Origin of the sequence: Vibrio ponticus (assembly GCF_009938225.1) — a bacterium.
In the GTDB taxonomy this organism is placed as follows: domain Bacteria; phylum Pseudomonadota; class Gammaproteobacteria; order Enterobacterales; family Vibrionaceae; genus Vibrio; species Vibrio ponticus.
This window is the reverse complement of sequence record NZ_AP019658.1, coordinates 956,684-982,752: the sequence shown is the minus strand read 5'-3', so window position 1 is coordinate 982,752 and position 26,069 is coordinate 956,684. Positions and strand designations below refer to the sequence as shown.

Annotated in this window: 1 protein-coding gene; it reads left to right on the top strand. The window is 44.6% G+C overall.

Going from position 1 to position 26,069, the window contains the following annotated elements:
• Positions 1-766: 766 nt before the first annotated feature.
• Entirely contained in the window at positions 767-26,035 is a 25,269-nt protein-coding gene (locus GZN30_RS18500) for an Ig-like domain-containing protein (protein ID WP_161987114.1), read from the top strand.
• Positions 26,036-26,069: the final 34 nt, after the last annotated feature.

The window sequence follows — 26,069 nt, the reverse complement described above, 5'->3', positions numbered from 1 at the left end:
GTACCGAGTCGACGAGAGACTAATTTCCAATGTGGATCATGAGGGTTACCTGCTATTCGTGTTTGGTTAGTGAGCATCTTTAACCAGAATAGGTAACTCTCGGCTAAGTATATTGCAATGCTAACTTTTATCTCCACGAAACTATCTTACAGACCCGGTCTCAAATAAAAATAGAACCCTTGTATTAGCGATTAATGAAATCTTTAATTAGCATGCCTTCCTGTAATTTGATGTAAAAGCCAAATTGTCTCTCAGCCACAATTGACATTTGTGTAAGTTATTATTTTAAAAAATTTACCCGTCCATTTCGTTCCTGAAACTTATTGAAATAAGAGCAGCTTACCTGAACTATCGCCTTTACTGGATTATTTTATAAATATGATATTTAAATCAATATTTTAATTATTCTTGCGTTTCCTAATTGCACTTTTATCAATAATAAAATGTTAGCTCGTTTTATGTAATTTGATTACTTGTCAATTGCAATTAAAATAATTTTCCGTAAATATCAAAAATGAGAATTGCATTTCAATTGGTATTATATGTGATACGACTCGAAAGCCTGAATATTGGGCTTTAAGTGTTTTTAGTACTTGAACTCTTTGTTGGTAGTATGTTTCAACTGCGAAAAAAATAGATATTTATCACGCACATAGTGAAATCTAATACTTAGAGTGTTTTATTTCCGAAATAACGCGCAGTTTACGTTCTCTTACTTGTTGTGGAGAACTCTAACGACAAAGATTGGCAAGGAAGGCTTAGATTCATGGCACAAGTTAATATCAGTTCTTTAGATGACGTAAGAGTTTTTGGCTTCGATCTCCACTTAAAAACGGAGACAGGCGAAGTACAGATAATTAAAGATGCGCTGATTGATATCGCTAAAGGCACTCTAGAAGTGATGCAAGGCGATAAAGTCATTTCGATGCAAGAACTGGTTAAGTCGACTAAGGTCAACCTTGAATCGCTGGAAAACGTATTTCTTGAAAATGTATTGTCCTCAGAGCAAAGTGCACCATTTGAAGAAGAAAATGAAGTTCAGCAAGAGCTTGAAGAACAGAAAGAGTTACAAGAACAGCGCCAGCAAGAATTAGAAGCAGAATTAGAACGGTTAGAAGAGCTTAAAGAACAATTAGAAGAAGCAGAGCAAGAGCTAGCAGAAAAAGAGAAAGAATTACTCGATAAAGAGCAAGAAGAGATCGTTGATGAGTCTGAAGCGCCGAAACCCGATGGACCTTCAGATGCCGAAGATTTCGTTATTGAAGTACAAGAACAAGTAACAGACGTTGAAGTATCTGAATTTGAGTTTGAAGGTGAGAGTGAGAACCCAGACAAAAAAGTTCAACTTGTTCCAGAAGCTCAACCGATTGCTCCAACGGGAAGTTCATCATCGTCTAGTCGTCCAACACAAGATGGTGAACAAGAAGAAGAGCCAGAAGAAATAATCCAAGTAACACTGACTCTTGATAAGGGTGACGATAGCGGTAAAAGTGGCGATTTTGTTACCAACGTCACCTCTGATTTGACTTTTAATGGTGTCACTACAGCTGGTGCGGCAGTAACTTTGGTCATCAATTCGTCAACTTATATTGTGACTGCTGATTCAACGGGGGCGTTCAAAGTCGATGTAGACGAGAGCTTTGTTGAAGGCGAATTCGATATTCAAGTCACGGCGGTGAGCCCGACAGGCTCTGAAGCGACAATAAACAAAACCCTGACGATCGATACCACACCTCCTGAAGCGCCAACAGTATCACTTGCTGCAGAAAGCGATTTAGGTGTATCAAACAGTGATAAACTAACTTCAGACGACAAGCCTACTTTTAACGGTGAAGCAGAAGCATTCGCCACCATTCAATTGACCATCGATGGTCGAACTTATGAAACTCAAGCCGATAAAGAAGGTAATTGGAGCCTGACTGCGACGACGAAGGTTGCTGATGGTGTTCAAGAGTTTGAAGTTATTGCCATTGATGCCGCAGGTAACAAGTCTGATAAGACAACCGATAGCGTTGAGATTGATACAACACTGTTACTCACTGGGAGTTTGAAGCAAACCGATGATATTGATACGGGCTACTCTCAGACTGACGCGATCACCAAGCATAAGTCACCAGAATTTACCGGTAAGGTTGACGCTGATGCGACAGTAAAATTTTATTTTAATGGTTCAACTAGCGCGCTAGAGGTAGATGTCGCCAGTGACGGTAGTTGGACTTTAGATAGCAGTCACCAACTTTACGATGATGTCCTGGCGAATTTAGATGACGGGACTTATCAATACAAGATTGTTGCCGAAGATGCGGCAGGCAACGTTAAAGAAATTGAAAATCAGTTTGTCATAGATAGCGTTGCACCGACGCAAGACTCTTGGCAATTAGATGCTTCAAGTGATACCGGGCGTTCAGATAGCGACCAGTATACGAATAAACAGAACCCGTACATTTCTGGTGTTACCGAAGCAAACAGCTTTATTAGTGTCGAGATAAACGGCAACACTTACACCACTCAAGCGGATGCTTCGGGTAACTGGGCTGTTCGTGTCGATGATGCACTTCCTCATGGCGAATACGAGTATCAGGTCTCTGCGACAGACTACGCGGGTAATACATCGAATGAAACCGGTCAGTTGACGATAGATCTTACGCCACCAAGCCCATTTAGCGGTGACATGGTTGAAAACTCGCTGGTAGATACAGGGGTAAGTGACAGTGACAAAATCACCAAAAATACCATGCCAACGTTCGCTGGCGTTGCTGAGTTGGATGCGATTGTTGAGTTAGTTATCGACGGTAAGACGTTCCAAACTACAGTTGATACAAGTGGTAATTGGACTATCACCGTTGATCAGCCTCTTAGCCAAGGTACCCATAACTACCATTTAAATGCTTATGATTTGGCGGGTAACAAAACGGCGATCATCGATCAGAGCATCACAATTGATACGGAAGTGGTGACTTTCACTGGTGGATTGGACGCTGAGTTTGATACCGGTATTTCAAATACAGACAATTTAACTAAATTTAATCAACCTACGTTTTCAGGGACAGGTGAAGAAGGGGCAACGGTCTATCTGACGCTCAATACCTCGCCGGAGACCACTCTTGAAGCGACGGTTGTTAACGGGGTTTGGTCGATTTCTCTTGCGGATCACAATGTTGAGTTAGAAGACCGCACTTATGATTATTCGTTGAAAACCACTGATCTGGCAGGCAACGACGCTTCATTACCAACGGCGCAAATCCATGTCGATACCTTACCTCCTCAGTTGTTCAAAGGTGGTCTAGAGAATGTTAGTGACACAGGTACTTCGGATGATGACAACTACACCTCTGATAATTTACCGACGTTTAGTGGCGAGGTAGAACCTGGCTCACACGTAACCTTGTTGATTGGTGGTGTTGAATATGATGCGAACGTTGATGCGTCAGGTATTTGGTCGGTTACGGTGACCGATCAATTAGCGGATGGAGACCAAGCATATACGTTAACAGCGAAGGACGATGCGGGTAACCCAGTGGTCAAACAGGGTAGCATTACCATAGATACAGAAGTTAATTTGCAAGGCGGCTTAGATGCAAGTAGTGATACGGGGCGCTTTGATAATGACGACTACACACGCGATACGACACCAACTTTTAGTGGTACAGCGGAAGAAGGTTCAACCGTTACTGTAACCATCGATGGTAAAGAATACAGTGTGGAAGTCGCAGACAATGGTGATGGCGTCATTGATACTGATGTTGAATGGTCAATTGATGTTACTAACGAATTAAAAAATGATGGTAGCTATGATTACACCATCACAACGCAAGACAAGGCAGGTAACACCAACCAATTTGACCCAATTGAAGGTCAAATTGAGCTTGATACCGTAACCGAGGTAACCGCCGCGCTTTCGAGTGCGACCAAAACAGGTTGGGATGACACTCATACTAATCTAACTAAACCGGAATTTGTCGGTACAGGTGAAGTTGATGCGATCATTACTATTACGTTAACCAAAGGCGAAGGCTCAGACAGAGAAACCAAAGTTTACACCACTAAAGTAGCGGAAAACGGTACGTGGTTTAAGCAAGTTGAGGATGATCTTGGCGATGGTGAATGGAGCTACCAAGTTGTTGCCCAAGACTTAGCTGGTGTCGCAGATTCTGAGTCTGGCGTTGTCACTGTTGATACTCAAGACCCGGTGTTTAGCGGTGGGGTTGCTGCATCAAGTGATACAAACATTACCACTGATGGCATAACACAAACACGCTTACCTAAGTTTTCAGGTAAAGGTGAAGTAGGGCACAAGGTTGAGCTTTCACTAAATGGACAGACTTACGCGACCACGGTTGATCCTGATGGTAATTGGACCATTGAACTTACCAATACTAACGAGTTTGAAGATGGTGAATATCCATACACAATAATCGCGACAGATGGAGCTGGTAACACAACGCCTATCAACAGCACTTTAGTGGTGGACAATGAAGCATCGGTAACGGGTTCGTTAGCCAGTGAAGATGACACGGGTGCCTATGACAGTGATGGTATCACTCAAACTCGTAACCCTACCTTTGCTGGTAAGGGCGATCTTGGTGCGACGGTTACATTAAGCTTGGGTAACGGCATTGGTGACATCACCACAACGGTTGATCAAGAGGGTAATTGGAGTATTGATTTGGCACAAGAAGGTGTCTCTTTGCAAGACAACCTTTACAGTTATCAAATTACTTTGGTCGACATTGCGGGCAACAAAGCGAAGTATGAAGGGCAACTTGAGGTTGATAACCAAGTGCCTGGAAAGCTCACTGGTGGATTGGATGCAGACAGTGATAAAGGTGAGCTTGATGGTTATACCAACATTCGTGACCCTTGGTTCAGTGGTGAAACTGATCCTCAAGCGACGGTTACCCTGCTAATTGATGGTAAAGAGTATTCAGCAGAGGTCGACCCATTAGGTGGTTGGCGTGTTCAAATCACCGATGAATTAGCCAATGGCACTTATACCTACGTTCTTACAGCAGAAGATCTTGCGGGTAACAAGCTGGTTAAGTCTGATAGCGTCACAATCGACACAATTCTTGAATCTTATACTCATGGTTTAAGTTCAGACCCGTTGTTAGGGGATTCTGGTGTCAGCGGCGATAGTTTGACTAAGCATGTTCAGCCTACCTTATCAGGCACTGCGGAAAAAGATGCGAAAATAGTCATTACGATTAATAATCAGGTTTACACCACTAAAGCGGATGACAATGGTAATTGGAGTCTAAAGGTAACTCAGAACCTTCTGGAACCAAACTCTGACGAATCCGTCTCTTTTGACTACACCATAGATGTCACTGATAAAGCGGGTAACCATGACAGCGATACTGGCAAGATTACGGTTGACCCTAAAACAGAAGTGTCCGGTGACCTTGCTTCTTCCGACGATACCGGTGTGCCTTATGCAGGCGAAGAGGGCACCTATTCAGATAACTATACCAGTGAGACTAAACCAAAGTTTGAGGGTAATGGTGAACCAGGCGCAACGGTAACTCTATCGATTGGTGGTAAAACGTATAGCACAATCGTTTTGGACTCGGGTATTTGGCAAATTCAAGTCACCGAGGCGCTCGCCAATGATGGCGAAGTCGTCAACCATGACTTTACGATCAATGCTGAGGATGCTGCTGGTAATAGCGCCGCTACATCGGGAAGTATTACGGTTGATGCGCAACATCCAACAGGCTTTACTGGAAAGCTCAGCGCAGAAGATGATTATCGTGATGACGGCGTAGCAGATGCGAAAGACAGTGATGATATTACCTCGGTCCAGTCGCCAACGTTTGCGGGTACATTAACGGGGGCATCTGAGCAAGATCCGCACTTTGTAACACTGACTATTGCGGGTCAAGATTATACGATAAAAGTAACAGACAGTGATTGGCAGATCACAGTGCCAACGACTTTGCCGGATGGAACTTACAACTACACTTTAAAAGCAGTCGATAAAGCGGGCAATGTGACGACGCTTGAACAGGAACAGCTGGTCATCGATACCACTACCGAAGCGATTAACGGTGGCTTAAGCAGTGGTGATGATGTTGGGGATTCGAGTAGTGACGGCATCACCTCTTACGCAAAACTTGGTAAAGATGAGCTTAAATTTAACGGTACTGCTGAAGCGAATGCAGAAATCCAATTGCTTATTGGTGATGATATATATAAATCAGTCGCAGATAGTGATGGCAACTGGGAATTAATCGTTACGGAGCGTATCGATGAAGGCAAGGATATTGAGTACACGCTTAAATCAATCGACTTGGCGGGTAATATTCAGACTGACAGTGGTAAGTTAACTATCGACAACACGCCAGCCGATGTTGTGGTAAATATACCGGCACTAACCAATGAGATACGCCCTGACGTTAGTGGTACTGTTACCGAGGATGTTGCGACGATAACGGTGACCATTGATGGTATCTCTTACACACTAAACAACATTGAAGCAGGCAATTGGCAAATCGACGGTGATGCGCTGTTTGGTAGCCAATTTTTAAGTAACGATGATGCAATTAACTATGATGGCATTAAGATTGATTATGAAGCGGTCGCGACAGATGTTGCTGGCAATGAAAGTGATGTCGTTAGCGGTAGCTTTATTTTTGATAACAAAACCCACGTAAGCGGTGGGCTGAAAGCGGGTGAAGATACCGCACCAAACCTCATTGTTGATGGCGAGAAATTTGGTAGTAATAGCGACAACTACACCTCAAAAGAGCAACCCACATTCTCGGGGATGGCTGAATCAGGTGCGACAGTGACCCTCTATTTCTCCAACCAAACGGTCGCAGCGGTGGTTGAAAGTGACGGCAGCTGGACAGCTGTGCTGACTAAGCCACTGCCTGAAGGTAATAATACTTATACTATCAAAGCTGTTGATGAGGCGGGCAATGAAGCGACGCTTTCACAGACCGTGACCATTGACACCACTAAGCCAACGGTCGCTCTTGATCAATTATCTGATGTTTTGATGGATGGTGTTCCGGCTGTTGCAGATAAAACCCCCACTTTTAGCGGCACTGGAGAGCCAGGAACTGCGGTTATCGTTAGTATCTCAGGGCAAACACGTTCGGTTCTCGTTGATGATCAAGGACGTTGGAGCGTCACTATGCCAAATGATATCGCGCATAGTGAAACACCATACGCATACCAAGTTTATTCGATTGATAAAGCGGGTAATCAATCGGACACCTTGTCAGGTGAGCTTAAAATAGACGTAGAAACATCTGTGTCGGGTGGGTTAAGTGCACTATCAGATACAGGCTTTGAAAATGATGACGGTATTACCAAGGACAATACACCGACGTTTAATGGTCGAGGTGAAGCTGGTGCCACAGTCACGGTAACCATCTATGCGAGTGATGGTTTGACGGTAGTTAAGTCAAAATCGCATACAATTCCGAGCACAGGTAATCCGGAAGGAAACTGGAGTATTACGATTCCAGGTCTGGATGATAACGCTGCAGACGACAACTACCTGTATCAAGTGTCGATAACCGATGCACTTGGTAATGATATGAAGCTTGAGCAAGAAAGCTTAGTCATCGATACCACAGCTCCGGATGATCTCTCAATTGATCTCGCTGACGGGTATGATTCTGGATATGAACTGGCTGGTGAATCAGATTTGGTCACCAATAAGACGCCAGTATTTGAAGGCACGGTTGAACCGGGTGGTAAGGTTACATTTAGTATCAAAGGTGAAAAGAGCTTCGATATCTATGACTTGGATGGTGATGGTAAATGGAGTACCAACGATTTCGATGGTCTAGATCTTGGCGATTATGTGGTACTTCAGGGAAGCTACGAATTCAGTGTAACAGCAACCGATAAAGCGGGTAATGTCACGTCAACGCCGCAAACCATCACTATTGTTTACGATAAGGTTTCCGACCTTGAATTGACACAAGGTCTCCAGAATGATCTTGAAGTAACGAACAATCAAACACCTACTTTTAGTGGTGTCGCAGAACACAAATCGCAGATTAAGATTGTTATTGCAGGTTACGATAAAGACGGTAAGTGGCAAGAGTTTCAAGTAGAACCTTTTGTCGTCAATGATGAGTCTGGTGCTTGGTCATTTACCTTGCCTGAAAGCATGAAACTGCCAGAGTCGAAAGAGCTGCCAGGTTATACTTATAAAATCACTGCTGTCGATTACGCAGATAACCAAACATCGGTGAGCGGTCATATTTATGTCGACACGACACCGCCAACAGTCACTGGTGGTCTGGATGATGGCAGCGACTCGGGCGAAAAAGATGGAATCTTAACTAACGAACAATCGCCAATCTTCAGCGGAACGGTTGAGCCGGGTGCAACGGTTAAAGTCGTTATTGATAATCAGACCTATCACGCCATTGTTAATGACGATGGCAGTTGGACGGCAGCCCCAGGCATTACTTTCGACAACGATATTAATCTTGACTATGCAATCATTGCTACGGACGAAGCTGGCAATACCACAAAACTCGATAAAACGTTGGAGATTGACACATCCAAGCCTGTTATTACTGGTGGCGATTTAGCCAAAGAAAGTGATAGTGGGATTAAAGGCGATCAGCTAACCAACGAAGAAAATGAGCTGGTTTTCAAAGGTACGGTATCCGATGCTAACCTTGACCAATTGACCTTTATCATTGCCGGTGTGGATTACAGTGACTATTTGGTGCTGGATGGGAATAACTGGACGGTTACGATACCAGACGCACTGAGTAAATTCGAAGATGGAGAGTCATATTCTTACTCAATCGAAGCATCGGACAAGGCTGGCAATACTTCAGGTGAGGTGACCAATTCATTCACTATCGATAGAACCGATCCTAAAGTACCGGTGGTGAGTATCGATCAGTTAACCAATGATACCAAGCCAGATTTTGCCATCGATTCGGAATCAGGTACCAGCGTCGAACTCGTCATCTATCGAGATGGCGTAAAAGTAGAGAGCGTACAGTTAGAGGGTGGTTTAGCTGCATGGCAGCCAACTGATGACCTATACAGTGGCGAAGCCAATGACTGGGATGGGCAAGAGTATACATATGAAGTTGTATCGACTGATGATGCCGGCAACACCAGTGAAACAAGCGGTTCGTTTGTTGTTGATACGAAAACCTTTGTTGCTGGTGGCTTGAGCCTGGTCGATCAGACTGGTACACAAAAAGAAGCAACATCGAAGAAGGAGTTTTCCTTCTCTGGCACTGCTGAGCAAGGTTCACAAGTCAAGATTGTCTTTGCATCGACGGGTAACGCTGATCTAGATGCGAAACTTAAGGCATTAATGGGCGATGATCTTACCTTGGACGGTGTATTTGATGCCGGCACCAGTAATTGGAGCGCGGATCTAGCGGGCTTTGATTTTGAAGGTGAGTTTAATTACATCATTCATGCAACCGATGAAGCTGGCAACCCCGCCTCGACTAATGAACAAACGCTAGTCGTTGACCGCACTCCACCCCAAGGCTTGACTATAAACCTAGCGGCAGAAAGCGATAGTAATATCGATGGCGATAACATCACTAACTTGCAAGAGTCAAGTACGAGCCAGGCTCCAAAATTCGAAGGTACCAGCGAGGCTGGTTCGACGGTTACGCTCGTTATCACAAGTAATGACGGAACCTATCGAGATGAGTATCAAGTTGATGTAGAGGATGGTACATGGTTGATTGAAACCAATACTGTGCTTGCAGATGGTAGTTACACAGTAGAAGTTAGTGCGATAGACAGTGTTGGCAACGTCACCACGTTAGATGAGTTAGAGCACAAGATAGATCTAACTGTAGACACCGCGATATCAGTGACAGCAGGACTAGACACAGCGTCTGATAGTGGCGTTGACTTTGATGCGAGTTCAAATAGCGATACCATCACTAACGTGAAGCAGCCGATCATCTCTGGTACTGGCGATGAGGGTGATACGATCACGCTAGATATCAACGGCGCGCAATACCAAACAACGGTTATAAACGGTAAGTGGTCGGTCGATCTCTCAAGTGATGCGCCCACAAGCGGCGCATTGGCTGACTTGGTACATGGCGAAACTTACTTCTACACCGTTGAAGCGAAGGACTTAGCGGGTAACACCACCACGCTTGGTGTCGGTCAAGACAGTGATTATTCAATTACAATTGACGATACAGCGTTCATCAATGGTGGTTTGGAACATGATTCTACGTCAGATACAGGTATATCAACACAAGATGGCATAACCAAAGCCGAGCGCCCAATCTTCTCTGGAAGTGTAGAGCCTGATTCTCAGGTAAAAATTACGTTTAAAGATCAAAACGATAATACGACCGTGGTTTCCGCCTCAGTATCGAGCGATGACTCTCAATATGGAGCGAGTTGGACTTATCAGCATGATAGTCAATTACCGGAAGGTGAATATACCTATGTGGTTGAAGTAACGGATAAAGCTGGTAACAATACTCAACTTCCTGAGCAAAACTTAGTCGTTGATCGCACACTGGCGGAACCGACGGCTGGTCTGGAACAAACCAAAGAGAATAACACTGGTGCAAGTCAGACAGATGATGTGACTCAGGTACGTAATCCTATATTAGTCGGTAAGACTGAAGCTGACGCAATTGTAACGATTAAGTTTGATGGCTTTGAAAACAGTTACGCTAGCTTTAAGGCAAATTCAGATGGCGATTGGAAATTTGTAGTGCCAGAAGAACTAGCCGACGGAGAATATACCTATAGCGTCAAGGTAGAAGATATCGCTGGTAACACCAAAGAAAATACGGGCAACAAGCTAGTAATCGATAATCAAGACCCACTCAATCTTTCTGGCGGTTTGAGCCTAGCGAGTGATACCAGTAATGGGTTTGGTGAAACGAAGAACACGACATTGAACTTCAATGGTCAAGTTGAAGCGCAAGAAGGAATGACCGTTCAACTTGTGATTCGCTTAAACGGTGTTATTGTCGATACGATAGATGCCACGGTAAGCAGCTTTGTTAATGGTGACACTGTCACTACCTGGGTAGTGAATGATGTAACACTTGATGCCAATCAGACGTACGAATATGACATCATTGCCACCGATTTAGCCGGTAATACCTCTATAGTCGAAAGGCAACAAGTAACGATTGATAACATTGCGCCCGAGGTAACGGGTAAACTCACCGAAGAATCGGATACCGGCATTGTTGATGGCATTACCTATGACAACACCCCAGAATTTGCAGGTACGGGTGAAGAAGGTACAACAGTAACGATTAAATTTGGTGAAACGACCCTCGGTCCAGTTACCGTCGTTGATGGAAAGTGGCAGATTGAGTCGATTGAACTAGCAGACGGTGATTATGGTAAGTACACCATAATTGCGACTGACAAGGCAGGTAACAAAACCGAAATCGAGTCATCAGAAGCGCTTGTTATTGATACCCAAGCCAGCCTAACAGGTGGCTTGGAGACAACTAACCGCACTGATGTAACCGACCAAAATTACACCAGCGATCAAACGCCAGTATTTAGCGGTACCGCAGATGAAGGCTCGACGGTTTACATCACACTGTTTGATGATAATCGCGCGAAGCTGAACATTTCTCCCAATCCAATTGAAGCCGTCGCAAACCTTAATCCAGATAATGGACTTGCCGAGTGGAGTGTTGAAGTTGGCTCGCAACTTACAGCGGGTGACTATAGCTATCAAATTACGGTGAAAGATCTGGCTGGTAATACCAAAGATTCGGATGGCAATGAGCTTGTAATCAACTCTCATTTTACTGTCGATCCGTCAACGCACTTATCCGACATTGGCTTAGCGACGGATAGTGATACAGGCTTAGAGGGTGATGATGATATAGCGGAAGCGTCGCGTTCGGACCAAGTCACTTCAGATCGCACTCCTACCATTGTTGGTAAAGCTGAGTTCGGGGCAAAAATAACCTTGGTGATTGATGGAGTTAGCTACAGTACCGAGGTTGAAAATCAAGATGGTAGCTGGAGTATTGAGATTGATAAAAACAACCTTGAGGACCAAGAGTATACCTACAATGTGACTACTGTAGATAAAGCGGGTAATACATTAGAAAGTGGTGATTTGCAATTTACTATTGATACTAGTAAGCCAGACAGTGTTTCCAATTTAACTATCCATGGTGAAGCGTTCGATTCAGACGGCAATCTGACCAACCAAGAAAACCCAGTATTTGCAGGTAAAGCTGAACCTCATTCGCGTGTTTATATTGAAGTTGAAGGTTTAGATGTTTTCACCGCTAATGTCGATGAAAATGGCGATTGGAGTGTCAAAGTTGATGATATTGGTAACCAATTAGACTCGGGAATTGAGCGCGATTATACGATTAAAGTTGTCGACAGTGCTGGTAATGCAAGTAGTGCTGTGGAGGGTAAATATACTCTTGATGAAAAAACCACGCTCGACATTAATTCTGTCGATATGAGTGATGGCAGCAACTCGTCTGATAAAGGGGATATGCTGACCAACTTTAACGGAGAAACCCACCTCGTCTTTACAGGCACCTCTGGCAGCGCCGAGCAAGGTGCGACGATTGAATATAAATTGGTGAAGCTGGTTAACGGCGTAGAAGTTGAAGTGTCGGGCTATCAAGAGGTGGTTGCTTCAGTGGATGGCAGTTGGAGCGCTGCGCTAGAGAGTTTATCGGTCAATGACTCACTGGACAAAGATGGCAGCTACAAACTGTACATCAAGTCGACAGACCTTGCGGGTAACAATGACGTAGAATCGCTGGAGTTTAAAGTTGACAGGATCGATCCGTCTGTAGCCGATACCACAGTTGACCATGCTGTTACTGGTAGTCCGTTATTTAATACGGAAAACATCAAGCTAACAGGTACAGTCGAAGTACCGACGGACGGTGAAGCGGAAGCGAAGGTACGCATCACGATTAAAGGTAGCGATGGTTGGAGCCAAACTTATACCGTGGACTCAGGTACTACAGCTGATGGTACTTGGGACATCGATATTGACCTGTCAGGTCGCGACAATAGCAATCCAGATGGCGTTGAGTACACCTATAGCATTGAAGCGGAAGATGCGGCAGGTAACGTTAATACCACGATTAAAGACCAAACTTTGACTGTGGATACCGTGGCAAAATTAACCGCCAGTGGCAACGATTATGACGATGGCGCTTTGGAAATCACTAACCGTAGTGATGTTAATGACCAAAACTACGCAGGTAAAACGCCAACCTTTAGCGGTCAATCCGATGCAAATGCCACCATCAAATTGGTTCTGACGAGTAGCACATCAGGCGTATTAAACCCTGAACCCATTACTGTGGAAGCGAATGCTTCGGGGGATTGGAGCATAGACTTGGCATTAGAAAATGTCTCTTTGGTTGAGGGTGCTGACTATGAATACACGATCACCGTTACTGATATTGCAGGGAACACCACCAATGCCGAAGGTGATGAACTTCAATTAACGGGGGATTTCACCGTTGATAGCACCACTGATCTAGTCGACGATAGCATTAAGCTCGACCAAGCGAGTGATACGGGGCTCACGGATAATGATAAACAAGCAACGTTAAGCGATCAGAAAACCTCACTAAACACGCCAACCATTGAAGGTAAAGCGGAAGTGGGTTCAATCGTTACCGTCACCATTGAGGGTGACAGCAACAGCCCTTACACTCTTGACCCAATCACCAATGTCGATGGTTATTGGTCAGTGACAACGAAAGAGTTGGCAAGCGGTACGTATAACTATACCGTGAGCACAGTAGATCGCGCTGGTAACACAGACAGTGAAACAAGCAGCTTTACCATTGACAGCGACGCTCCGGCTCCAGTTGAAGTGACGAAGATATCGGAGCAGCTACTTGGTGATCTGGCATTCGTGGATGATCACTATATTACCGGTGAAGCGAATCCAGTCTTTAGTGGTACCGCAGAGAAGGGCGCGCGCGTCTATCTTGAATTCAATGGTCAAACCTATAGTGCGGATGCCGACAATGTCACTGGTGTGTGGTCAATACCTTTGCCAGATGTAGGCGATGCATCGTTGGAGCAAGGCATAGATAGAAGTGTCACCCTGTATGTCAAAGATGATGCTGGTAACAAGAGTGACGAAACGCAAATTCACTATACACTCGACCAAAAAACCACGCTCGACATTAATTCTGTCGATATGAGTGATGGCAGCAACTCATCTGATAAAGGGGATATGCTGACCAACTTTAACGGAGAAACCCACCTCGTCTTTACAGGCACCTCTGGCAGCGCCGAGCAAGGTGCGACGATTGAATATAAATTGGTGAAGCTGGTTAACGGCGTAGAAGTTGAAGTGTCGGGCTATCAAGAGGTGGTTGCTTCAGTGGATGGCAGTTGGAGCGCTGCGCTAGAGAGTTTATCGGTCAATGACTCACTGGACAAAGATGGCAGCTACAAACTGTACATCAAGTCGACAGACCTTGCGGGTAACAATGACGTAGAATCGCTGGAGTTTAAAGTTGACAGGATCGATCCGTCTGTAGCCGATACCACAGTTGACCATGCTGTTACTGGTAGTCCGTTATTTAATACGGAAAACATCAAGCTAACAGGTACAGTCGAAGTACCGACGGACGGTGAAGCGGAAGCGAAGGTACGCATCACGATTAAAGGTAGCGATGGTTGGAGCCAAACTTATACCGTGGACTCAGGTACTACAGCTGATGGTACTTGGGACATCGATATTGACCTGTCAGGTCGCGACAATAGCAATCCAGATGGCGTTGAGTACACCTATAGCATTGAAGCGGAAGATGCGGCAGGTAACGTTAATACCACGATTAAAGACCAAACTTTGACTGTGGATACCGTGGCAAAATTAACCGCCAGTGGCAACGATTATGACGATGGCGCTTTGGAAATCACTAACCGTAGTGATGTTAATGACCAAAACTACGCAGGTAAAACGCCAACCTTTAGCGGTCAATCCGATGCAAATGCCACCATCAAATTGGTTCTGACGAGTAGCACATCAGGCGTATTAAACCCTGAACCCATTACTGTGGAAGCGAATGCTTCGGGGGATTGGAGCATAGACTTGGCATTAGAAAATGTCTCTTTGGTTGAGGGTGCTGACTATGAATACACGATCACCGTTACTGATATTGCAGGGAACACCACCAATGCCGAAGGTGATGAACTTCAATTAACGGGGGATTTCACCGTTGATAGCACCACTGATCTAGTCGACGATAGCATTAAGCTCGACCAAGCGAGTGATACGGGGCTCACGGATAATGATAAACAAGCAACGTTAAGCGATCAGAAAACCTCACTAAACACGCCAACCATTGAAGGTAAAGCGGAAGTGGGTTCAATCGTTACCGTCACCATTGAGGGTGACAGCAACAGCCCTTACACTCTTGACCCAATCACCAATGTCGATGGTTATTGGTCAGTGACAACGAAAGAGTTGGCAAGCGGTACGTATAACTATACCGTGAGCACAGTAGATCGCGCTGGTAACACAGACAGTGAAACAAGCAGCTTTACCATTGACAGCGACGCTCCGGCTCCAGTTGAAGTGACGAAGATATCGGAGCAGCTACTTGGTGATCTGGCATTCGTGGATGATCACTATATTACCGGTGAAGCGAATCCAGTCTTTAGTGGTACCGCAGAGAAGGGCGCGCGCGTCTATCTTGAATTCAATGGTCAAACCTATAGTGCGGATGCCGACAATGTCACTGGTGTGTGGTCAATACCTTTGCCAGATGTAGGCGATGCATCGTTGGAGCAAGGCATAGATAGAAGTGTCACCCTGTATGTCAAAGATGATGCTGGTAACAAGAGTGACGAAACGCAAATTCACTATACACTCGACCAAAAAACCACGCTCGACATTAATTCTGTCGATATGAGTGATGGCAGCAACTCATCTGATAAAGGGGATATGCTGACCAACTTTAATGGAGAAACCCACCTCGTCTTTACGGGCACCTCTGGCAGCGCCGAGCAAGGTGCGACGATTGAATATAAATTGGTGAAGCTGGTTAACGGCGTAGAAGTTGAAGTGTCGGGCTATCAAGAGGTGGTTGCTTCAGTGGATGGCAGTTGGAGCGCTGCGCTAGAGAGTTTATCGGTCAATGACTCACTGGACAAAGATGGCAGCTACAAACTGTACATCAAGTCGACAGACCTTGCGGGTAACAATGACGTAGAATCGCTGGAGTTTAAAGTTGACAGGATCGATCCGTCTGTAGCCGATACCACAGTTGACCATGCTGTTACTGGTAGTCCGTTATTTAATACGGAAAACATCAAGCTAACAGGTACAGTCGAAGTACCGACGGACGGTGAAGCGGAAGCGAAGGTACGCATCACGATTAAAGGTAGCGATGGTTGGAGCCAAACTTATACCGTGGACTCAGGTACTACAGCTGATGGTACTTGGGACATCGATATTGACCTGTCAGGTCGCGACAATAGCAATCCAGATGGCGTTGAGTACACCTATAGCATTGAAGCGGAAGATGCGGCAGGTAACGTTAATGCTATCGAAGACCAAACGCTTACCATAGATACCAGTGCGCGACTTGAAAATGTCGGTCTGAAAGCGGGTGAACAAGGCGATACGGGGCGAGATAGTAGCTTCTATAAAGATAAAATCACTTCGGCTGAACTACCTGTCTTTGTCGGTACGGCAGAAAAGAACGCTATAGTGAAACTGTTTATCCGCGATGGAGACGGCAATTACGTCCAATCCGGCGATGACTTCAAGGTAGAAAGTGATGATGGCAGTTTCTCACTTCAGTTAGCCGACGTCGATAAGTTAACAAATGAAGGTGAATTCCATTATCGAATTGAAGTTGAGGACGCAGCTGGTCATAAAGAGCAGTTTAGTGACAGCTTTACCTATGATAACTCAGTGAGTAAGGCTGAGGTGACGTTAACCGACGATAGTGACTCCGGTGAAAGCAACAGTGATGCAATCACTAATGTTCTAACGCCTTCATTTAATGTTGATGTAGAAGAAAACAGTAAAGTCACTTTTAAACTTTATAAAGGCGATCAGTTACTGGTAGAAAGTGAGCAGGTTGTTCCATCTGGCCAATTTACAACGAGTTTCCCAGATTTGAAACTAAATCCTGATAATCAAGGAAGTGACTACCGCTATGAAATTATCGCGGTTGATCCAGCGGGCAATAGTAAAACTGATTCGGGCAGTTTGGTCGTCGATACTTATGTTGATTTGACAGATGTTAAATTGGCAAATGTGACTGGTGATCGTCATGAAGCTGCAGGTGACAGCGCGATTGAAATCACTTCTGCTAATGTCGCTCAATTCAGTGGTAAAGCCGAAGGCGGTGCAACGGTAGACATTTACATCAAAGTTGATGGAGAGTTTGTTAAAGTTGCCAACAAAAAGCTAGATGGTGATCAATCGCAACTCAACCAGAGCTGGCAATTAACCGTGGGTGAAGGCGATGGTCTAACTGCCTTCGCGCCAGTGCAAGGAGCCAGCTACGAATATAAAGTCACGGTCACAGATATTGCGGGTAACCCAGATGAGCATATCGGCGAGTTTGTATTCGATAGTGCAACCACAGTCACCGCTGACTTAGACAGCTCAACAGATCTTGGTGCAGATAATGATGACAATCTAACCAATACTAACGGTGATAATAATCCGATTATTTCTGGTAAGGCGGAAGCGGGTTCGGTGATTACGATTACCGTTACGCATAACGGTGTCGAGTATGATTATGAACTAACGCTTCCATACCCAACAGCAGATCAGATTGATACTCAAGTGGATTGGGAAATCGATCTATCAGATGGCAATCTACTCAAACCAACTGGAACTGCGCCAACGTTTGTTGAAGGTGAATACAGCTACGTGGTGAACAGTACTGATATCGCCGGTAACAGTGATAGCAGTACAGGCGCTTTCACGGTAGATAACAGCGCTCCAGAGGTCGACGGCGGTTTTGTCACAGGTGACAGTGCCAACGATACGGGTTTTGCTGCTGATGATGGTATTACCAACAATAACCAACCAACATTCAGTGGCGAATACAGTGGTATCAATGCTGCTATCGCTGATAGTGATGAGAGTGTTGAAATTTACCTAACCATTGACGGTAGAACCTTTAAAGCTTCAGCGTCAAATGGTGATTGGGAGATTGACCTGTCGCAGCCGCTACAAGAAGTGATTGGTTTTGGTACAAATTCACAATCAGTTATTTCACGTGACAATGTCACACTAACTGACCAAGTTGATAAGCCTTACATCATTACGGCGGTCGATGTAGCAGGTAATGTAACGGTGCTGAATGATGGCAAAGTCACCATTGACACTGAAACTTCAATCATTGCTGATCTTGCTGCAAGTAGCGATCTCGGTCCCAACAACGACGATAACAAAACTAGTGTTATTGCTCCTGTCATTGAAGGTAGTGATGCAGAGCCTGGTTCGCGTATCTATATAGAATTTGACCGAGGAACGGTTCTACGTTTCCCGAATGCAGCGGGCGATGGAATAGAATTGCATGACGGTAAGTACTATGTCATCGCGGATGAAGATGGCAACTGGTCAATCACCGCTGATGGTCTTATTAGTGAAGCAAACGATACTTTCAGTGATATTTATCAATACAAAGTAACCGTTACCGATATTGCGGGGAACACTGCGGTTTATGACAGTAATGCCGACAACAACAACCTCGACATCAAGTTTAAAGATCCAGCACTTGACGATAGTGACGGCCTGAAGTCCGATACGGAAAATGATACAGGTCTGAATCAAAGTGATGGCATCACCAATAATCTAACGCCTGATTTTACAGGTCAAATTGCCACCCCTGATGATGCGCAGTTTACCGTGACTGTGACCTTCTATAAAGATGGCGTTGTTTACAAACAGTTCGATTCCGATACTGAAGGCAGTGTAGTTATCACAGACAATGGAACCAACTTGGGCTCTTGGACGTTAAGTGATGTAGCGCTGCCAGAAGGTGCATACACCTACAAAGTTGAAGCAAGTAACGACTATGGAAACAAAGACTCGTTTGAGAAAACCTTGGTGATCGATGATACAGCACCAAGTTTGTCGATTGCAGATGTCACTTTAGATCTCGGCTCAGATAGTTCCATGGATCTTGCAGTGAGCGGTACAGACCTAGGTTTTGGTTCTGATGACAAGACCAGCGTGACTAAACCACAGTTCAATATCGACTTGAACGAAAGTGATGCCGCGGTTGAATTCTTTATCTTGGATGAAAACGATAACCTAATCCAAAGCTACAGCTCTACAGACAATGAAATCACATGGAACAGCAGTGAAAATCGCTGGGAGTTGACAAGTGACAACATTAACCTGCTGGCTCAAGGTAATTACCAATACTATGTCAAAGCAACGGACGTAGCGGGCAACGTGACCATTACAGACAAGAGTGTGTTTGAGATAGATACACAAGTGGTTGTAGAAGGACAACTTGCGGCAGAAAGTGATTCCGGTAGCAGCAGTGATGATGGCTATACCAACAATGACGTACTTAAATTCTCAGGTACAGTGACAGACAATGATGCCGGCAGTCGAGTCAAAGTGACCCTGTATCCTGGTGATAATGCTCAGGAGCAGTCACTAATTGTTACCGTGAATGATGATGGGAGCTGGGAGGTGTCGTTCGACAGTCTCGGTTTAACCGGTGTGTCAGACGTTCCTTACAAAATTGAAGCGTGGGATATTGAGGGTAACCACAGCGAAATTTCTGGCGACGATGTTAAAGTCGTGGTGGATAAAGTACTACCTAACACGGTCACAGAAGTCACCATGCCAGCGACTTGGGGTGATAATGATGCGGTCAACGATACCGGTGATGTTGGGGACTGGAAGACCAAAGAAAATGATCCGGTAATTTCAGGTAAGGCGGAACACGAAGCAACCGTGGTCATTACCGTGCATAAACTTCTGCTTGATGAAGACGGCAAGCCGATACTTGATGGTGAAGGCAAGCCGCAGATTGATCCTGATTTCGATGCCGAAACTTACACCAAGTACACAACAGCAGATAGTGATGAATGGCACTTCCAGTTTGGTGAAGGTGCTAACAGCATTATGGATGCAGACTCAACCTATCAGTTTACGGTTGACGTGTATGACAAAGCAGGCAACAAAAACGAAGAATCGTTTGTACAACAGGTAACCAATGACTCGACGATTAATTTAACCGTTCAACTTGCCGAAGAAGATAAAGTTGACCACCAGAGCGGCGTTGATGGCAGTTTGACCGAAAGTGACATCAACCCGACTGACAACATAATTCGTGTTGCGACGCCAACCATAGAAGGTACAACCGACCTCGATGTTAACCAAATTTCTGTAGAGCTTTCGAATGGTGAAGGCACGGTATACACGGATCTAGAAGTGACTAAGAATGCTGATGGTACTTGGTTCCTCGATTTAAGTGATGCCAATCATGGCATAGATCAACTTGCAGATGGTCATTGGACAGTGACTGTTATGGCAGAAGATACAGCGGGCAACCAGACCACTCAGAACTTTGAATTTGAGATTGATACTACCGCGCCCGTTGAGCCAACGGTTGAGCTCAATTCTGGGGTTGATCATTATGATGGTATTACTGGTCTCGACTTAGTGAGTGACACGACGCCGAACTTCAAGGGGACAGCGGAAGAAGGTTCACAAATTAAACTGTTCATAGAGGATAGTAAGGGCAATGTATTTGAATACTCGGCGGTAGACCTTGTCGGCAGTGATGGTCAGTGGCGAATGACTGTTGGTAACGAAAACTGGTTTGGTGACGATGGTAAGTACAATTACTATGTCACTTCTACCGATAAAGTGGGCAATATCAGCACCTCCGCTGAAGGTGAGTTCCGTATTGATACTACGCCACCTGAAATTAGCGATATTACACTGGTCTCATCGGGTGACGCTAATGGGCTCGATCTAACGGACGACAAGTGGCTCACTAACGCCGTCAAAGATGAGTTAACCATTACCGGTAAGATCGATCCTTCTGAAATCTACGGTGGGGTGATTAATCTCTATATTGATGGCAAGTCAACGGCAGCGATCAGCTTAAATATTGAAGATGTACTAGACCAGAACAGCAATGGCGACTTTAGTTTCGTGTTGGGCGACTTGTCGAAGTCCTTAACCGAAGGCAACCATGAGATAAAAATTGTTGCAATTGATAAGGCAGGCAATGAATCAGACGCTTTTGAAACAGTACTAGAAATCGACCGAAGCGTTGAACTGGAAGCCAAATTTACGTCAGATACCGCAAACCCAGAGGATGGTTGGACGTTTAATCCACAACCAGAATTCACCGGTACCAGTGATGAAAATGCAGTAATAACCGTCACTATCTTTGACAAAGACGGTAAGGAAGTTTGGAAAGAGTCGACCAATGCTACCGAACAGGGTAATTGGACAATTACTGCGACCAATCCAAGTAACAAAGATCCGAATAATCCAATTCCGTTCCCGGACGGTAAGTACAGCTATGAAATTAGCGCGGTAGACCATTTAGGTAACGCGACAACAGATAGTGACAAAGTGACTGGCGACTTCTTTGTCGATACTGAGGCACCAGTCTTTAACGATGACTTGCAGAAACTGTTGGTAACTGAAGATGGGGAAACGGTTGCACGCAATTTCATACTTGGTGAAGACCAAGAAATTATCACCAGTGACAGAACGTTGACCTTCACAGGTCAATCAGAAGCATTGAATCTCCATGGAGAAAGCATCCAAGCGACTATATCAATTTATGTCGGTTCTATATCAGCAGATAACTTGCTCAAATCGGATATAGTTAACATCAGTACTGGTAAGTACACTATTACGACCGATGAAATGCCTTACGGTATCCACGATATCTTCTTAGTATCGACGGATAAAGCGGGTAACGAAACCGTCATTCAAGAGCAAATTACTATACGTCCAAATCAATTGCCGGTGACTGTATTCCTCGATGATGACGCGAACTCGTCTACGTTAGAAGATACCTTAACCAATATTACCAACCCGAAAATCTACGGTGAAGCAACACCTTACTCAACGGTTTCAGTCAGTTTAATGGTTAACGGACAGAAAGTGACGTTTACCACCACAGCAGAAATCGATGGTACATGGGAGCTGCAATTTGGTAGTGGTGATTTTGGCACTTACAACAGTGATTCAGCGGGTGAATTTAAACCAATTGATGCTTCAGTAACAGATGAGCAACTCGCGACGGGCAACTATTACCTTCCAGACGGTAAGTACGATATTGAAGTTAACGTAAGTAAGGATGGTGTTGACTTTAAAGATGACAGTTACACATCAAATAGCTTGAACGGATTAGAAATCGATACGCAAAATACGCTTACTAACGTTCAAGTTGAAGGTAGTGAAGATGGTTTAACCAACAGCCAAACTCTCAACATTAGTGGTAAGACTGATCCCGGAGCAGAAGTCAGAGTTATTCTCACCAAGAAAGGAGAAAGTTACGACTCTGATGATGCATTAGACTTATCTTATACAGCCAACAGTAGCGGTGGCTTTACCGTTGCTGCGAGCGACTTAGAAGATGGTGTTGAGTACACTTACTGGATCACAAGTGTCGACGAAGCTGGCAATATGACAGGCTTCAATCCAGAAGAGCCAAATAAATATCCGAGTGGTAGTGTTGGTCAAATCATTATTGACCGTGTCACACCAGAAATTGAGGGCGGTGTTGTTGCAGATGCTAACAATATTACTCCGGGACCAGATGATGCAGTAGAAACGGCGCACTATATTACCCGTGATGATTCGCCGACCTTTAAAGGAACGTTAACAGGCGACTTTAATGACGCTTATATTTTGCTGAACGGCAGTCAAAAATTCTACATTGCACAAGGTGGTGAAAAAGCTATCGCGGTTGACGGTGGTGTAATTACTCTGGTGGAGCGTACTGGTGAAACCGACGTATGGGATTGGTCGTACACTTTACCTCATCAAGAAGATGGCACTTACAACTTCGATTTAGTCACCAACGACGTGGCAGGAAACGAAGATTCGTTTGAAGGTGTAATGCGTGTGAAAACCGCAATCAACTTCCAAGTTAGCTTGGAAAACGATAGTGGGGAATCCACCGACTTTGTTACTAAAGATCTCACCTCAGTCGATGGTGAAGAAGGTTACTTAACCTTTAAATGCCTAACCGAAGCAGATAACACGATTACCGCAACGCTCTACGATGAAGAGGGGAATATTGTTGGCGGACCGCTGGACGTGGAGGTGGACCAAACCAACAGCAGCAATATCTCCTTCTTGTTACCCGTTGACCCAAATGGAGGGTATCTAGAAGGTAAATATACGGTTGAGTTTACCGTAACTGATGAAGCGGGTAACCACTTGAGTACGGACGATCAGAAAGTGACTCAAGAAATTGTTTACGACAAAACACCACCGACGGTCACTATCGGATTGGATGGTGCGTCAGACACTGGTGATATTGAAGTGTTTGATGATGCAGTGGCGACCGATAACAAAACCATGGAAGCGAATCCTGTTATAACGGGTGAAGGTGAACCGGGTGCAGATATCTATTTGAAGGTTTACCAGTCTGTCTATAACCAAACGAGTGGAAAATATGAGAAGAGCGGCAATGCCTTTATCGTTGTGTCGACTCAGGTCAGTGATAGCGGATCATGGAGTTACCGACCAGAACCGGGTCAACTATTAGGCGACCAAGCTGATGGTACCTTTATCGTCGCAGTAACCTCACAAGATAAAGCCGGTAATCTGTCTGGTGACCCAATAGAGATGGACTTAAGCATCAGAACCTCCGAACCAGAAATTGGTACTTGGAAGATTCTTGCTAAGACAGATAAAGACAACACTGTTGAACAAACCGGTGTAGATGAAAATGGCAATCCAATTTATGTAGTCAATGATGCCAATGACGCCAAAGAGATTTATTTCCAAGGTGAGGGAGCTACAGCTGGCGATACCATTCGCATTACGATTCATGGTGTGGAATATAAGACGATTGTTGAACAAGATGGTACGTGGTCGATTACTACCGACCCTATGCCAGATCTTGAATATCCATTTATGATTCAGGCACTTGATGATGTGGGGCATGTCGTTACGGAAAATTCGACGGTAATTTTTGATTCGGGTATTACGTTAACAGCTGACTTTATCGAGGAAGATGGCTGGCATTGGACTCACAATACTAGTAATCCAAATCCTGAGGTTAAGATCTATACCGAGAAAGATAACTTAATTGAAATAACTATCACGGGGCCAGACGGCTACACGCATACGGAAACCTTCTATGCAGAAAGTACTGCTTTTACCTATGTGCGTGATGAGGGGCATATCTACGCTGACGGTAGCTATGAGATGACTATCAAAGCGAGTGATAAAGCGGGGAACACAGCGGATGACAGAGTCGTTAAGTTTACTGTTGATACTAAGCTCGACAAAATGCCAGACCCACAAATAAGCATCTATGAAAATGGGGTTGTTTCCTATCGCAATAAGAGCGACGACAAGCATGAGGATACTGACTTAGAAATTTTCTATACCAATGATCCAAATTTCTCAGTTCGAGTGGATAAAAACAGTCAAGATGGAGAGGGAATACGTGCGTTCTATGTCAAGATTTCCAGCTTAGATGGGACGTGGAGCAAAAACTATAGCACTGATGAACTTAAGAGTGGTGATGTGTTTGAAATTAAGCTCAGAGATCTACTCCCTCACACTGATGGTGTCGCAAGTCAGTATAAAATAGAGCTCGTTTACAAGGATAAAGCAGGTAACACCCCGACTGATGATGCAGGCAATGATATTAAAACTGAATTTATCGTCAGCGTTAATGAAAAAACGACTGCTACAGGCACTCATTTAACTACAGAGTTTGTAGTGACAGACCTAGATACTGGCGTTACCTATACAGAGGATAACAAGGTACATATCGGTCAAAGTAAACCGGTTATTTCGGGGTTTGGTGCAGAGGTTGGTGCTCAAGTGACTATTATCATATCTGGCAACGGATTAAATCCAAGCATTATTGAGACAGTGGAAGTTACCGATGATGGAACGTGGACTTTTAACCCTGATCGGACGTTTGATGATGGTTTATATGAAATCGATGTGATTATCAAAGATAAGTGGGGCAATGATACCCACTATGAAGAAGATATGCTAATCGATACCTTCGCCCCTGTTATCGCGATGGAAAAAATCGAAGGTGATATCGACTACCTTACCGATGATGTTCTGTGGAATACCGAGAGTGGCAAGTTGTCTGGAGTGCTTAACGATAGAGATGTTTCACTAACCATTCAAATTGGTGACGCTGATGCTATTGATGTCACTGTTGATAGCAACGGTCGATGGGAGTTCAACTTCACGGATGAATTAGTCGATGGTGAGACGGTAGATGTCAAACTTACGGCGACAGATGAAGCAGGAAACTCATCTGACAAAGAGTTCGAGTTAACTTACGACTCACGCGAACAAATGCCATTTATTAATAATGAGCTAACGCGTTCAACCGATACAGGCGAGTATAGAACAGACGGTGTCACTAGTGAGGAACAGCCAACTTTCGAAGGTCGAGCTGAACCCTATTCAGAGATCACTCTTGAGATTGCAGGAGACAAGATTTCTACGCAGGTCGATTCCTACGGTGAGTGGAAAATCGATTTATCCAAAGATAGTGCTGAGAACGGTGAATTGCTGACCTTGGCAGAAGGAGATAACGACTACACATTAACCGAAAGTCAAAATGGTGAAGTGACACGCAACGACTCAGGAACTATCCACCTAGATACTCAAGCTCCAACTATTATACCCGATAGTATTGGTTACAGTGATACAACGTTGTCTGGTCTAGCGACAGACGATGGAGATATCGTTGAAATATTTGACCAGCAAGGCAATGAGTTGGGCGAAGCGACGGTTGCCGACGGTAGTTGGTCGGTTAGCGACATAACGGGTGGGCAAACGGTAGACATCGTTATATCCGATGTTGCGGGCAACGAAACGAAAGTGGACGACTTCACTATCTAAATTTCTGATCGAGGTAGCGAGCGGTGACACGCTC

What these genes read in the sequence shown, in the direction of transcription:
- GZN30_RS18500 (WP_161987114.1), top strand. Translation starts at nt 767, where the DNA reads ATGGCACAAGTTAATATCAGTTCTTTAGATGACGTAAGAGTTTTTGGC.